Here is a 14,151-nt window from a genome sequence, read left to right as displayed (position 1 = left end):
TTCATGAAAATTGTAATTTATTTTTCCGTGTATTCAGTGCTTCCGTGGCAATAATAAATATGATATCAAATTAATTCAGCTGTTGCTAAAATCTGTTCCATTTCTTTTTGCAATTTCAAAGCCTCTTCCCTAGCCCTTTCAGCAAAATCTTCTCCCTGGCTTGCATAAATAATTCCACGTGAAGAATTAATTAACAATCCACACTGTGAATTTAAACCATATTTGCAAACCTCCTGTAAATCGCCGCCCTGTGCACCAACACCCGGAACTAAAAGAAAATGATTGGGAGCTAACTTACGCACATCGGCAAAGGCAGAACCACGGGTTGCACCCACTACATACATCATTTGTTCATCACTTGCCCATTGTTGCGAAGTCTTTAATACTTTTTCGAATAATCTGTCCTCTCCAATTTCTTGTAACTGAAAATCTGAATGACCAGAATTTGAAGTGAGTGCCAGCAGAATGACCCATTTATCTTTAAAAGTTAAAAACGGCGTAACCGAATCGCTACCCATGTAAGGCGCTACAGTAACAGAATCAAAACTCATTTCGGACGACTGTTCATTGAAAAAAGTTTCTGCATACATTGCAGATGTGTTTCCAATATCGCCACGCTTGGCATCAGCAATAGAAAAAATATCTGTTGGAATATATTTCCAGGTTTCAATTAAAGTTTCCCAACCTTTTTTACCATAACACTCATAAAAAGCTGTATTTGGTTTATAGGCAACACACAAATCTTTAGTAGCATCAATAATCTGTTTATTGAATTCCAAAATAGGATTTTCGTACTTTAGCAAGTGCTTTGGAATTTTATCCAATGAAGAATCTAATCCAACACATAAAAACGAACGCTTTTTTTGTATCTGCTCAAAAAGTTGTTGCTTAGTCATATAAGGGCTTTTTTGCTGCAAATATGAGGTTTTTTAAGTTTTCAGGAAAAAGAAATAATCCTCACATTAAAGTTTTTATAAACATTTTAAACTTTTTCTTGCAGATTACGTTTCAAATACATACAATTGCAACATAATTTCTCAACCGTTTATCTGAATATCCCAGAAAAATTTTATCAAGACTTGTTTTTTGTTACCATTTTTTAAAAACGAATTATCGTTTTTATTCAGCTCGTAAACATTTATGAAACATTTTGAGTATATCAAATAACCAAACTCATTTCAGTTTTATAGCCTTAAGAATTATACACAATGAAACCGTCGGGCTTACGCTAACACAAATTTTTAGGCCTGTGGAAATTTATAACAGGAAACATCCGTTATAAAAAAATGAAAAATTTCTTGAAACATATATATTTAGAATGTTTAGCAAAACAGAATTAAATGATAAGCTCACACCAGAATTACGTGAACTTGCAAAATCTTATGGCATTGAAGGTGCCGAATCCCTAAGAAAAATTGACCTTGTTGAAGTACTATTACACCAACAAGAAATTATAAATGCTGCTAAAGCAGGCGCCGACCCGTATAGTCAGGATGAACCTGTAGAAGCAGAAGTTACGGAAACACCAGTTGCTAAAACCAAAGCAGCTAAAGCGCCAAAGGTTGTGGCATCGGCTGCACCAGCTTCCACTACAGAAAAACCGGTTAAAAAAAGAGCCAGATTAAGTAAAGATGAACCTGTTGCTCCGGTAGAAAGAAGAAGAGATTCTGTTACGCTATTTGATGAACCTCAACACCAACAACAAACTGAAAAACAACCCGACAGAATTGTTGAATCAGAGGATGGTGGCAGCAAACCAATCTCTGCTTTAATTGAAGAATCGGCGGAAGTTATTCCCGCAGCTCCAAGACAAAAACAAGAGCAAAGAGAAAAGCAAGAAAAACCCCAACGCGAAGATAATCGTCAACAGAAACAACCTGGTGGTGGCAATCATCATAAAAATGAGAACAGTTACTCAAATTTAGATTTCGATAATGTAATTACAAATGAGGGTGTTTTAGAAATTATGCCTGATGGTTACGGTTTCTTGCGTTCTGCAGATTACAACTATTTAACTTCCCCTGATGATATTTATGTATCACAGTCTCAAATCAAACTTTTTGGTTTAAAAACGGGCGATACCGTAAAAGGTAGTATCCGCCCACCAAAAGAGGGCGAAAAATATTTTCCACTGGTTCGTGTAGAAACCATTAACGGCAGAATCCCTGCTGAGGTTCGCGACCGTGTTCCCTTTGATTATCTAACCCCACTTTTCCCTACCGAAAAATTAAATTTATTTACGGATAACAGTAATTACTCTACCCGTATTATGGATTTGTTTACACCAATTGGTAAAGGACAACGTGGTTTAATTGTTGCACAACCTAAAACCGGTAAAACCAATTTACTTAAAGAAGTTGCCAACGCAATTGCCAAAAATCATCCAGAGGTTTATTTAATTATCCTTTTAATTGATGAGCGTCCGGAAGAGGTTACAGATATGGCTCGTAGCGTAAGAGCTGAGGTTATTGCTTCTACTTTTGATGAACCAGCAGAACGCCACGTAAAAATTGCCAATATCGTTTTAGAGAAATCGAAGCGTTTGGTAGAAAGCGGACATGATGTGGTAATTCTTTTAGATTCGATTACACGTTTAGCTCGTGCTTACAATACAACTGCCCCCGCATCTGGTAAAATTTTATCGGGTGGTGTTGATGCAAATGCATTACATAAACCAAAACGTTTCTTTGGTGCGGCCCGTAACATCGAAAATGGTGGCTCGTTAACCATCTTAGCAACCGCTTTAACTGATACAGGTTCTAAAATGGATGAGGTTATCTTCGAAGAATTTAAAGGTACAGGTAACATGGAGTTACAATTAGACCGTAAATTATCAAATAAACGAATCTTCCCAGCTATCGATATTACTGCATCGAGCACTCGTAGAGATGATTTATTATTAGATAGAGATATTTTACAACGCGTTTGGATTTTACGTAACCACTTGGCAGATATGAACAGCCAGGAAGCGATGGAATTTGTACAAGCACAAATAAAAGGCACAAAAAGCAACGAAGAATTTTTAATTTCGATGAACAGCTAGTAGAGTGTTAAAAGTTAAAGGTTTAAAGTTAAAAGTTCTCAAATCGGAACACTGAAGCTTTAAACTTTTAACTTTATACTTTCAACTCCATAAACATGAAAAGGCATATCCCTAATGCGATTACCTGTGCAAACCTATTTTCTGGTTGTATCGGAATCGTTTTTGCATTTAGAGGCGATTTACAAACTGCAGCATATTTCGTAATTCTTTCAGGCATTTTTGATTTTTTTGATGGAATGGTAGCCCGTTTATTAAATGTGAAATCGGCTATTGGTAAAGATTTAGATTCTTTGGCAGATATGGTAAGCTTTGGTTTCCTGCCGGGAGTTATTATGTTTCAGCTTTTAAAAGTAAGTGATTACACTTCAGCTTATTTACCATATTTAGGCTTTTTCATCACTGTATTTTCTGCCTTACGCCTAGCAAAATTTAATAATGATGAAAGGCAAACCGAGGATTTTATTGGCCTGAATACACCAATGAACACTTTATTTATTTGTTCGTTACCTTTTATAGCAGCTGATTATCCACAAGTTATTGGTTCTACCATCCTACTTGTTGCAACCACAGCAATAACAAGTTTCTTATTGGTAAGTGAGATTAAAATATTCTCTTTAAAATTTAGTGATTTAAGCTGGGCAAAGAATAAAATTAAATTTATCTTCCTGATTTTATCGGCTATTTTGATTGCAGTTTTACAATTTGCCGCAATCCCTTTTGTATTGGTACTTTATATTACCCTATCGATAGTGCATTTTAGAGGAATTGCCGGCAGCGATAGTCAGGTTTTGAAATAGTTGCAGGGATTAAGGTAAATAAACCTGATTGCAGCGATATACTTTTTTGTTTTCCGTATTTTACTCATCCGATGAATAATCCATCTAGCGAATATTAATCGGGATGACTATTATTTACCCCACTACAAAAAAGATATAGCGCAGGACTGCATTAACCCACTAAAACCGAACGAAGCTTTTCAAAAAAATTAATCTATGATTTTGATTGAATTTCTTTTTTAGCCAATTCCAATTGGGCATAAATTTGCACCAAAAACACCTTTAAATGCTCTATATCTGCAGGAATCTGCTCTACTGCAATTTGGTTTCGAGCATTATGCTCTATGGATTGAATAAAATCTTTCACATCATTTCTGCCCACATAACTGAAAGTGGGCTTAATTTTGTGAGCACAATTGCCAACCTTATCCCAGTTTTCGCTTGATAAAGCATCTTCCAATTCAGCCAAATAGAAAGGAGTTTGTTCAATAAATGTATCAAAAACTTCGATCATAAACTCTGGATTATGACCAACCATTTCTGTAAGATATGATAAATCTAAGGGATGATCATCATGATTATCTTGCATAGCGCAAAGCTAGGTATTTACAATTTCTTAACCTCTAATTCATCTGAAATATTTTTGAGAATTTCCGATATAGTTATGCCTAAAACAGGATGTAGTACGTTTGGTGCAATTTCGGCCAAAGGTGCCATCACGAATTTTCGGTTTTGCATTTGCGGATGCGGCACCTGTAGTTGATGCTCAATATCGATGATTTCACTTCCGTACAAAACCAAATCAATATCAATTAACCTCTCACCCCATTTATCTTTTCTGATTCGGCCTAATAACGCTTCGATTTCTAATCCTTTATTTAAAACTTCGATGGCTGGCAAATTAGTTTTAATGGCTGCGGCTTGGTTTAAAAACGAGGGTTGATTGGTTTTGCCCCATGCGGCAGTTTCATAAACAGAAGAAATCGCTTCAAGTTCGCCAATATTATTGGCAATTAATTCAATCGCTTGTCGCAAATTTTCTTCCCTATCCCCCAAATTTCCACCTAGTAACAAATAAGCAGTTTGGTACTCTAAAGCCATATTAAGCGTCATGTATTTTTATATCTTTACGCCACAAAATTAACATTTAAATGAAAGATTTTTTCAAGTATCTATTTGCCTCAATGTTAGGGTTTTTCCTTTCAACGGTTATTATTTTCATTATCACCTTTGTGATCATTGTTGGTGCAATTTCTTCTATTGATAGTGATAAAACTATTACCGTATCGAACAATTCGGTTTTATTTTTAAATCTAGACCAAGCTATCACTGAGAGAACTCCTAAAAACCCTTTTGGTAACCTCCCTATTATTGGAGGCGAAGAAAAAGACGGCATCGGCTTAAACGATCTTTTAAAATCTATTCAAAGAGCAAAAACAGATGATAACATCAAATGTGTTTACTTAAGTGTGAGCAGTCCGAATGCAGGTTTTGCCACCATGCGTGAGGTTAGAAATGCATTAATTGATTTTAAAAAATCGCATAAAAAAATTATTGCCTATAGCGAAGTTTATACTCAAGGTGCTTATTACTTGGCATCGGCAGCAGATAAAGTCTACTTAAACCCAGAGGGCGCATTGGAATTTAAGGGCTTCAGCTCCGAACTTACTTTCTTTAAAGGAACGCTGGAAAAAGTTGGTGTAGAAATGCAGGTTATTCGTGTTGGTAATTATAAAAGTGCTGTAGAGCCTTTTATTTTAGATAAAATGAGCGATTATAATCGCAAACAAGTTACTGCTTACGTTGGCGGATTGTACAACACTTTTTTAACTGATATTGCTAAAAGTAGAGATATTCAAAAAGATAGCCTTTATAATATTGCTGATGATTATAGAGTTCAACAGCCGCAAGATGCAGTAAACTTCAAAATGATTGATGCCTTAAAATATAAAGATCAAATTTTGGAGGAATTGAAAGGTTTATCTGGCCGCACCAGAGGAGAAAATGTTAGAACGGTTTCGATTAATGATTATGCTAAAAATAATACTGAATCTGGTTCTGGTAAAGATAAAGTAGCCGTAATTTATGCCAATGGCGAAATTAGTGGCGGCGAAGGTAATGATAACCAAATTGGTTCTGAGCGTATTTCTAGGGCCATTCGTAAAGCCCGTTTAGATGATGATATTAAAGCGGTAGTAATTCGTGTGAATTCTCCAGGAGGAAGTGCTTTGGCTTCGGATGTGATTTGGAGAGAGATTGTCCTCACTAAAAAAGAAAAACCAGTAATTGCTTCTTTTGGTGATGTTGCAGCATCAGGCGGTTATTATATTGGTTGCGCCGCTGATAGTATTTTCGTTCAGCCAAATACCATAACAGGTTCAATCGGTGTATTTGGTATTATTCCAAATTTTCAAAATTTGATGACCAACAAACTTGGGATTACATTTGATGGTGTAAAAACCGGAAAGTATGCCGATATCATGGCAACGAACCGCCCGATGACAGCTGGAGAAAGATTTATTATCCAAAATGAATTAAACAGAATTTACAGTGGCTTCGTAAGTCGTGTTGCAGATGGCAGAAAGAAAAGCAAAGCTTATATTGATAGCATTGGTGGTGGCCACGTTTGGATTGGAACCGATGCTGTTCAAATTGGTTTAGCCGACAGAATCGGAAGTTTTAACGATGCCATTAAAGCCGCTGCTAAAAAAGCAAAAATCAAAGAATATAAAGTGGTGGAGTATCCTGATGTTGTAGATCCGTTAAAATCGTTGATGGATGAAGGTACAGATAGAATTAAAACTTACTATACAAAACAAGAATTAGGTGATAATTATTTCCTTTATCAACAAATGAAAAAGGTTATTGAAAGTTCTGGAATTCAAGCAAGAATGCCGTTTGAGGCCGTAATAAAGTAGGTTTTTATGGAAAATGCAAGATGGATGATGGAATAAGAGCCTCATCCATCTTAACTCATCCATTTTACATCTTCCACCTCCCTCTAGTTTCAATTCATTGTTTCCAAATTTTACAACTTATGGAAAATAAAACCATTGCCCGCACATTACGTTTTTTATCGCAGTTAATGGAATTGCACGAAGAAAATCCTTTCAAAATTAAATCGGTGGCAAATGCCTATTTTAAGGTTGATAAATTGCCATTTTCGTTAAAAGATAAACCTGTTGAGGAAATCGATAAAATTGAAGGTATTGGTAAAAGTCTGGCGGCTAAAATTATTGAGCTATTACAAACCGGCGAACTCAAAGAACTAAACGACATCATTAGTCAAACGCCAGAGGGTGTTGTCGAAATGCTAGGCATAAAAGGAATTGGGCCGAAGAAAATATTAATTATTTGGCGAACGCTTGGTATAGAAAGTATTGGCGAACTTTATTACGCGTGTAACGAAAATCGTTTAATTGAAGCAAAAGGTTTCGGCTTAAAAACCCAGGAAGAAATTAAAAATGCTATCGAATTTAAACTTGCTGCAAATGGAAGATTTCTCTACGCACAAGTTGAGGGCTATGCCAACACGCTACATACACAAATTTCTGGATGGCTAATTAAAGTCGACAATCACTCACTAATAGGATTTGCTGGTCAATTTCGCCGTGCTTGTGAGATTATTGATGAACTCGAATTTGTAATCGGTGCTGAAAACATTGAAGAAGTGCAAACGAATTTGGAGTTTTTCGAACCACTTTCACTAATTGCCGGTGAAGATGCATTTATTACCACAAATACAGCCGGATTAAAAATTAAAATTTATGTAGTTGATAAAGCAGATTTCTACTTGGAATATTTCAAGCTTACTGGAAATACCGAACATGTTGAAAAAGTTTTAAAGTTAGCTGGCGATGGTCCTTTTTCAAACGAAGAAGCTATTTATAGTAAAGCCGGGCTATCATTTATTGAACCCGAACTTCGTGAAGGCTTTAATGAAATTGAATTAGCTAAAGAAAATAAACTTCCAAAGTTGATTGTTTATAATGATTTGAAAGGAAGTTTGCACAACCACTCAACCTGGAGCGATGGCGTTCATACTCTCGAGCAGATGGCTCTTTATTGTAAAGATACATTGAACTTACAGTATTTTGGCATTTGCGACCACTCAAAGACGGCAGTTTATGCCAAAGGTTTGAATGAACAAAGGGTTTTTGGGCAACATCAGGAAATTGATGAATTGAACAGAAAATTAGCACCATTTAAAATTTTTAAAGGAATAGAAAGTGATATTTTAAGTGATGGTTCTTTGGATTATAGCGATGAAATACTCAGAACTTTCGATTTCGTTGTCGCTTCTGTGCACAGCAATTTACGCATGGATGAAGCCAAGGCAACTGCCCGCTTATTAAAAGCCATTGAAAATCCTTACACAACTATCCTTGGTCATCCAACTGGGCGTTTATTATTAAGCCGTGCAGGTTACCCCATTGATTATAAAAAAATTATTGATGCTTGTGCTGCTAACAAGGTGGTTATAGAAGTTAATGCAAACCCGCTTCGTTTAGATTTAGACTGGCGTTGGCACCGCTATGCTCTAGAAAAAGGTGTCTTGCTTTCGATAAATCCAGATGCACATAGAACAGAGGGTTTCCATGATATGCGTTACGGTATTTTAGTAGCCAGAAAAGGTGGTTTAAGCGCTGATAAATGTCTAAATGCCTTTTCATTGGAAGAGATTACGGAATATTTTAAGACTAAAAATGGTTAGCCGCAGATACGCAGATTACATTTTGATTTATATAATTAACCACAGATGAACAGGATTAACACAGATATTCTGTTAGGATATTTGTAAACCTTAATCTGTGTTCATCTGTGAAAATCTGTGGTAAAAAAACCTAACTTTGTCACCATGATAAGTGAAATTGCCAACCGCATATTTAACCAGGTAATTACAGATTACCACAAATTTGATGATATCGACCATCCGGTTGAAAACCCATACGATGCCGAAAGTTTAGAACACCTTTTTTACATCAAGAATTGGATTGATACGGCGCAATGGCATATGGAAGATGTGGTTCGTAATCCACAAATCGACCCGGTTGAGGGATTAAGCTGGAAAAGACGCATCGATGCTCAAAACCAGGTTCGTACGGATATGGTTGAATTTATAGATGGTTATTTCCTAAATCTCTATCAAGGCATTTCAGCAACAGTTGATGCAAAAATCAATACGGAGAGTCCGGCGTGGGCAATAGACAGGCTTTCGATTTTGGCTTTAAAAATTTACCACATGCAGGAAGAGGCTGAAAGAGAAACCGCATCAGCCGAACACCGCGATTTATGCAGAACCAAACTAAATGTTCTACTATCGCAACGCGAAGATTTATCAACCAGTATTAATGAACTGTTAGCAGATATTGAGGCTGGTAAAAAATATATGAAAGTATATAAGCAAATGAAAATGTACAACGACCCGAGTTTAAACCCGGTGCTGTATAATAAAGCATAAAAATCTTGTGATATGATTAAAAAATCGGTTCTCTGGATCACCCCTTTAATCTTAATTTTTAGCAGTTGCCAAACCAGTAACAGTTTAGAAATAGAGACTGATGAATATCCTGAAATACCTTTTTTTCCTAAAATAAGCGATAGTCAAATTTACTTAAATCCAATCGAGATTGGTGGTTTGAACTTTAGTATTGATTCTTTGGATGCTTTCAAAGATTATGATAATTTTTTTATTAATTCAAATGATTCAACATTTAATACTTTTAAATCGATTGTTGTAGCGACTTCAAAATCACCAACTTTTAAGGAAGGTTTTCCACAAGGAAATATTGACTTAGCAACCCGAATGCATTATTACGACATAAATTTTAAAGGTATAACGTCTAACACAAAGATCGATTATACTAAACAGCTTTGCCCTCAAATCATAAGAAAATCTAATGCAGTGTATTTTTTATATCAAGACAAAGTGACTAAAACATTAAAAGTCTATCAGCTATTAGTTAAAAAGAATAATGATTAAAGCGAGCAAAATTATCGTTTTACGTTTTTCGGCTATGGGCGATGTGGCAATGGTGGCATCTGTTTTAAAAGAATTTTCTGTACAAAATCCATCCGTAGAAATAATAATGGTTAGCCGTGAAGCTTTTGAGCCATTTTTTAATGGAATTGAAAACCTGACTTTCCATGCCATTAAACCAAAAACTACCCATAAAGGCATCGATGGATTGTACAAGCTTTATCAAGAACTCCGAAAATATAAACCTACCGCAATTGCAGATTTACACGATAATTTACGCAGCAGAGCAATTTCAACTTTCTTTCGCATAACAGGAACGAAAATCAAAAGAATAGACAAAGGCAGAGCTGAAAAAAAAGCATTAACACGTTCGGAAAATAAAGTATTTAAGCCTTTACGCCAAACTGTAGAGCGTTATGCTGATGTATTTCGGCACTTGGGTTTTGATATTAAACTGAGCCACCAGATTTATAAAGCTCCACAAGAAATTCCTTCGAAAGCGGAAAGTTTATTTGGGAATAGCATTAAAAAAATCGGCATCTCCCCTTTTGCACAGCATATTTATAAAGTTTATCCATTAGAGAAAATGGAAGTCGTAGTGTCTTCGTTAAATAAATTAGGTTACGAGCTTTTTATTTTTGGTGGTGGAAAAACGGAACAGGCAATTGCTGAAAAATGGGCAAAAGCTTATTCAAACACCCATAATTTAATTGAAAGTTTTAATTTAACTGAAGAACTTTCCATTATATCAAATCTTGATTTAATGTTAAGCATGGATTCTTCAGGTATGCACATGGCTTCTTTAGTTGGCGTTCCGGTAGTTTCTGTTTGGGGTCCAACACATCCTTATGCAGGTTTCTTAGGTTATGGACAAGCAGAGAGTGATTGCATTCAAATCGATCATCCAGCCCGACCGAATTCTATTTATGGAAACAAACCTTGCCTATGCGGTGTTCAAAGTTGTATGGATTTAATTAATCCTGAAACGATTGTAAATAAAATTAACGAAAAACTAAATGGCTAAGCACTTACTATTGGTTCGTCACGGTAAATCGGATTGGGGGAATCTGGATTTAAAAGATTTCGATCGACCGTTAAATAAACGTGGTAAAGAAAATGCGCCCGAAATGGCAGAACGCTTGATAAACAGGGGTTTCAATTTCGATTTAATTGTGAGTAGTCCGGCAAAGAGGGCAAAATCTACAGCTAAGTTTTTTGCAGAAGCTTACCAGGTTAACGAAATTAAATATGAAGAATCTATCTACGAAGCGAATACCATTACGCTATTGAAAGTTATTAACGGTTTTGACGATGCGGCCGATACTGTAATTATGTTTGGACATAATCCTGGTTTTACAGACTTAGCCAACGAATTAAGTAATGCAGATATTTATAACATTCCAACCGCTGGAATGGTATTAATTTCCTTTCCTTATGATTCTTGGAGGATAGTTAGTAAAGGGACAGGAGATCTGGTTTTCTTCGATTATCCGAAAAATAGTGATGAGATGTAATTTTTTGCCACGGAAACACGGAAGACACGGAAAAATGGGACGTCGTTTCGACCGAAGTGGAGAAATCTTTGTAATTGATAAGTTTTTTGGCCACGGAAACACGGAAGACACGGAGAAATGAGAAGCCGTCATTGAAGCAAATCCGATTATAAACGATACCAAGAAGCACAGTTTTATCTTAAATAAACCTGATAGAACGAAAAGCCCGGAGTGAGGAACGAGTGAGGACTTGAAGTGATAGCAGGGCTGAAAATTCAAAAGCACTACTGAGCATTCATTTCCAAAAAAAATCTAAAATCGTAACCCTTAAATCGTAAATTTAATTATATTTGAAACATAAATAACGAAAGTCCGGCAATAGACATTTCGGTGAATTCATAACCTCATCTCCTCTGGTTATTTCATAATTCGTATCGCCGGAAGATTTATCCATTAAATTATCTTGTACATGAATTTTGATTATAATACTACGCGTAGCCATTTGATTTTATCGGAATATGGCCGCAACGTACAGAATATGGTGAAGTATATTTGCGAATTACCAACTATTGAAGAACGTAATAAATATGCCCAGGCGGTTATCGACTTGATGGGATTTTTGCAACCACATTTACGTGATGTTGCCGATTTTAAGCATAAGCTTTGGGACCATTTACACATTATTTCTGGTTATCAGATTGATGTGGAAAGTCCGTATCCAAAGCCATTACCAGAGAATGCTTTTAAAAAACCCGAGCCACTTCCCTATCCTCAACAAAGAATTACCTACAAACATTATGGCAAAACGGTTGAGAATCTGATTGAAAAGGCCATGCGTGAAGAAAACCCTGAAAATAAAAAAGTAATGGTTCAGGGCATTGCAAACTTTATGAAAATGGCTTATGTTACCTGGAATAAGGATAATGTGAGTGATGATACCATTATTAAAGATTTGAAATATCTTTCTGGCGGATTGTTATCTCTTGATGAGGGCGTAAACCTGGCTAAAGTTGAGTTCAGAGCGCAAAATCCTCGTCAGAACAACAACAATAATAACCGCGGAAGAACGAATAATAACAATAACGGTAAAAACCGTCAGAATAATAATAACAACAATAATCGCAGGCCAAATAATAATAACAAACCTAAATATTAAAGGAAAGGTAAAAGGTGAAAGTTAAAATCGGAAAGTAGAAGTTTGAGCCAAAATTTGATTGAGTGCCCAATCTTGATACTTGATACTAAATACTTAATACCATTTACCAAATACTAAATACTAAAAGATATATGAACGCATTTGAAATAACAGGCGGAATTAAATTAAAAGGCGAAATTACTCCTCAAGGCGCCAAAAATGAGGCTTTACAGATTTTATCGGCTGTTTTGCTTACCGAAAAGAAAGTAACCATCAGCAATATTCCTGATATTAAGGATGTAAATAAACTGATTGAGCTACTAGGCGATTTGGGCGTTATAGTTGAACGCATCAACAAAGACACATATACTTTCGAGGCTAAAAATATCAATTTAAATTTCTTTGAATCTGATACTTTTAAAGCTAAAGGCGGTGGTTTGCGTGGTTCGATTATGATTGTTGGGCCATTGTTGGCACGTTTCGGTAAAGCTGCAATTCCAAAACCAGGTGGCGATAAAATCGGTCGAAGAAGATTGGACACGCATTTTATCGGTTTCGAAAAATTAGGTGCAAAATTTGTTTACGATAGCAAAAAAGCTTTCTTTAATGTAGATGCAACAAACTTACAAGGTGCTTATATTTTGTTAGATGAAGCTTCAGTTACCGGAACGGCGAACATTGTGATGGCTGCTGTTTTGGCTAAAGGAACCACTACCATTTACAATGCTGCCTGCGAACCTTATTTACAGCAACTTTGTAAAATGCTGAACCGCATGGGCGCAAAAATTTCTGGCATTGGCTCTAATTTATTAACCATTGAGGGGGTTAAAGTTTTAGGTGGAACGGAACACAGAATGTTGCCTGATATGATCGAGATTGGTTCTTTCATTGGTTTGGCTGCAATGACTGAATCGGAAATTACGATTAAAAACGTTTGTTATGATGAACTTGGGGTAATACCAGAAGTTTTCAAAAAGTTAGGGATTAAGCTAGAGCGCAGAGGTGATGACATTTATGTGCCATCGCAAAAGCATTATGAAATTGATACTTTTATTGATGGTTCAATTTTAACCATTGCCGATTCTCCATGGCCAGGTTTTACGCCTGATTTATTAAGTATTGTTTTGGTTGTGGCTACACAAGCAAAGGGAAATGTTTTAATTCACCAGAAAATGTTCGAGAGTCGTTTATTCTTCGTAGATAAATTGATTGATATGGGCGCTCAAATTATTCTTTGCGACCCACACCGTGCAACGGTTAATGGTATCGATAAAAAATATAAACTTCGCGGGATCAGCATGACTTCTCCAGATATCAGAGCGGGTGTTTCATTATTGATCGCTGCGCTTTCTGCAGAAGGAAAATCGACCATTTATAACATTGAGCAGATTGAACGTGGTTACCAGGATATTGATACGCGTTTACGTGCTTTAGGTGCTCAGATTAAGCGAGTGAATGCTGATGCGCCAAGCCATTAGGTTGAAAGTAAAAAGTTAAAAGTTGAAGGTTGAAATGCTAATGCTGAAAGCTTAGAGCTGAAAGACTAAAGAAAAAATAGCGTAATGCAAAAACGCCCGAGTAATTCTTACTTGGGCGTTTTTTTTATGGCTTCTCGTCGTTGCAAGGAACAGCTTGTTTCGAATTTTCGGGAAAGCAATCTAAAGCTTTGAGTTAAAAATAGCGACCGTTAAAGGAGATTGCTTCGTACCTCGCAATGACGACCG

The 14,151-nt window shown here is 36.2% G+C and carries 13 protein-coding genes; 10 read left to right on the top strand and 3 right to left on the bottom strand.

Annotated features, from left to right (window positions below):
- Positions 1-65: 65 nt before the first annotated feature.
- On the bottom strand, positions 66-896 hold the full coding sequence (gene pyrF, locus LUA91_RS00290) for an orotidine-5'-phosphate decarboxylase (RefSeq protein WP_231423957.1): 831 nt from the start codon (positions 894-896) through the stop codon (positions 66-68).
- A 422-nt stretch (positions 897-1,318) separates the two neighbouring features.
- Here pyrF and rho point away from each other — a divergent pair, with 422 nt between their 5' ends.
- Together rho and pssA are read left to right on the top strand one after the other, a co-directional pair.
- Positions 1,319-3,043, top strand: a complete 1,725-nt coding sequence (gene rho, locus LUA91_RS00285; RefSeq protein ID WP_231423956.1) for a transcription termination factor Rho — start codon at positions 1,319-1,321, stop codon at positions 3,041-3,043.
- A 95-nt stretch (positions 3,044-3,138) separates the two neighbouring features.
- Complete coding sequence (gene pssA / locus LUA91_RS00280) at positions 3,139-3,840, top strand: CDP-diacylglycerol--serine O-phosphatidyltransferase (protein ID WP_231423955.1); 702 nt, start codon at positions 3,139-3,141, stop codon at positions 3,838-3,840.
- A 193-nt stretch (positions 3,841-4,033) separates the two neighbouring features.
- On the opposite strand, the gene LUA91_RS00275 is transcribed toward pssA, so the two are convergent.
- Positions 4,034-4,408, bottom strand: a complete 375-nt coding sequence (locus LUA91_RS00275) for an Hpt domain-containing protein (RefSeq protein ID WP_231423954.1) — start codon at positions 4,406-4,408, stop codon at positions 4,034-4,036.
- Positions 4,409-4,425: 17 nt separating this feature from the next.
- Positions 4,426-4,932: a 2-amino-4-hydroxy-6-hydroxymethyldihydropteridine diphosphokinase gene (gene folK, locus LUA91_RS00270; protein WP_231423953.1), complete on the bottom strand. Its 507-nt coding sequence runs from the start codon at positions 4,930-4,932 to the stop codon at positions 4,426-4,428.
- A 38-nt stretch (positions 4,933-4,970) separates the two neighbouring features.
- Between folK and sppA the strand changes: the two genes are divergently transcribed.
- The 8 genes from sppA (at position 4,971) to murA (ending at position 13,905) form a co-directional block, all read left to right on the top strand.
- Positions 4,971-6,737 (top strand): signal peptide peptidase SppA, encoded by a 1,767-nt coding sequence (sppA, locus tag LUA91_RS00265; protein WP_231423952.1) that lies wholly within the window; start codon positions 4,971-4,973, stop codon positions 6,735-6,737.
- Between the two features lie 119 nt (positions 6,738-6,856).
- Entirely contained in the window at positions 6,857-8,533 is a 1,677-nt protein-coding gene (locus tag LUA91_RS00260) for a DNA polymerase/3'-5' exonuclease PolX (RefSeq protein WP_231423951.1), read from the top strand.
- 144 nt (positions 8,534-8,677) lie between these two features.
- Positions 8,678-9,280 (top strand): DUF4254 domain-containing protein, encoded by a 603-nt coding sequence (locus tag LUA91_RS00255; protein ID WP_231423950.1) that lies wholly within the window; start codon positions 8,678-8,680, stop codon positions 9,278-9,280.
- Positions 9,281-9,292: 12 nt separating this feature from the next.
- On the top strand, positions 9,293-9,802 hold the full coding sequence (locus LUA91_RS00250; protein WP_231423949.1) for a hypothetical protein: 510 nt from the start codon (positions 9,293-9,295) through the stop codon (positions 9,800-9,802).
- A complete protein-coding gene (locus tag LUA91_RS00245; protein WP_231423948.1) occupies positions 9,795-10,823 on the top strand; it encodes a glycosyltransferase family 9 protein in 1,029 nt (342 codons plus the stop codon). The genes LUA91_RS00250 and LUA91_RS00245 overlap by 8 nt, the downstream gene beginning before the upstream one ends.
- A complete protein-coding gene (locus tag LUA91_RS00240) occupies positions 10,816-11,313 on the top strand; it encodes a histidine phosphatase family protein (RefSeq protein ID WP_231423947.1) in 498 nt (165 codons plus the stop codon). The genes LUA91_RS00245 and LUA91_RS00240 overlap by 8 nt, the downstream gene beginning before the upstream one ends.
- Before the next feature lie 448 nt (positions 11,314-11,761).
- Complete coding sequence (locus LUA91_RS00235; protein ID WP_231423946.1) at positions 11,762-12,448, top strand: DUF4290 domain-containing protein; 687 nt, start codon at positions 11,762-11,764, stop codon at positions 12,446-12,448.
- 131 nt (positions 12,449-12,579) lie between these two features.
- Complete coding sequence (gene murA / locus LUA91_RS00230; RefSeq protein WP_231423945.1) at positions 12,580-13,905, top strand: UDP-N-acetylglucosamine 1-carboxyvinyltransferase; 1,326 nt, start codon at positions 12,580-12,582, stop codon at positions 13,903-13,905.
- The last annotated feature ends 246 nt before the right edge of the window (positions 13,906-14,151 follow it).

Source organism: Pedobacter sp. Leaf250 (assembly GCF_920984735.1).
GTDB lineage: Bacteria > Bacteroidota > Bacteroidia > Sphingobacteriales > Sphingobacteriaceae > Pedobacter.
The sequence above is the reverse complement of the archived record's forward strand: the minus strand, read 5'-3'. Positions and strand labels throughout refer to the sequence as shown.

What these genes read in the sequence shown, in the direction of transcription:
- pyrF (WP_231423957.1), bottom strand. Translation starts at nt 896, where the DNA reads ATGACTAAGCAACAACTTTTTGAGCAGATACAAAAAAAGCGTTCGTTT.
- rho (WP_231423956.1), top strand. Translation starts at nt 1,319, where the DNA reads ATGTTTAGCAAAACAGAATTAAATGATAAGCTCACACCAGAATTACGT.
- pssA (WP_231423955.1), top strand. Translation starts at nt 3,139, where the DNA reads ATGAAAAGGCATATCCCTAATGCGATTACCTGTGCAAACCTATTTTCT.
- LUA91_RS00275 (WP_231423954.1), bottom strand. Translation starts at nt 4,408, where the DNA reads ATGCAAGATAATCATGATGATCATCCCTTAGATTTATCATATCTTACA.
- folK (WP_231423953.1), bottom strand. Translation starts at nt 4,932, where the DNA reads ATGACGCTTAATATGGCTTTAGAGTACCAAACTGCTTATTTGTTACTA.
- sppA (WP_231423952.1), top strand. Translation starts at nt 4,971, where the DNA reads ATGAAAGATTTTTTCAAGTATCTATTTGCCTCAATGTTAGGGTTTTTC.
- LUA91_RS00260 (WP_231423951.1), top strand. Translation starts at nt 6,857, where the DNA reads ATGGAAAATAAAACCATTGCCCGCACATTACGTTTTTTATCGCAGTTA.
- LUA91_RS00255 (WP_231423950.1), top strand. Translation starts at nt 8,678, where the DNA reads ATGATAAGTGAAATTGCCAACCGCATATTTAACCAGGTAATTACAGAT.
- LUA91_RS00250 (WP_231423949.1), top strand. Translation starts at nt 9,293, where the DNA reads ATGATTAAAAAATCGGTTCTCTGGATCACCCCTTTAATCTTAATTTTT.
- LUA91_RS00245 (WP_231423948.1), top strand. Translation starts at nt 9,795, where the DNA reads ATGATTAAAGCGAGCAAAATTATCGTTTTACGTTTTTCGGCTATGGGC.
- LUA91_RS00240 (WP_231423947.1), top strand. Translation starts at nt 10,816, where the DNA reads ATGGCTAAGCACTTACTATTGGTTCGTCACGGTAAATCGGATTGGGGG.
- LUA91_RS00235 (WP_231423946.1), top strand. Translation starts at nt 11,762, where the DNA reads ATGAATTTTGATTATAATACTACGCGTAGCCATTTGATTTTATCGGAA.
- murA (WP_231423945.1), top strand. Translation starts at nt 12,580, where the DNA reads ATGAACGCATTTGAAATAACAGGCGGAATTAAATTAAAAGGCGAAATT.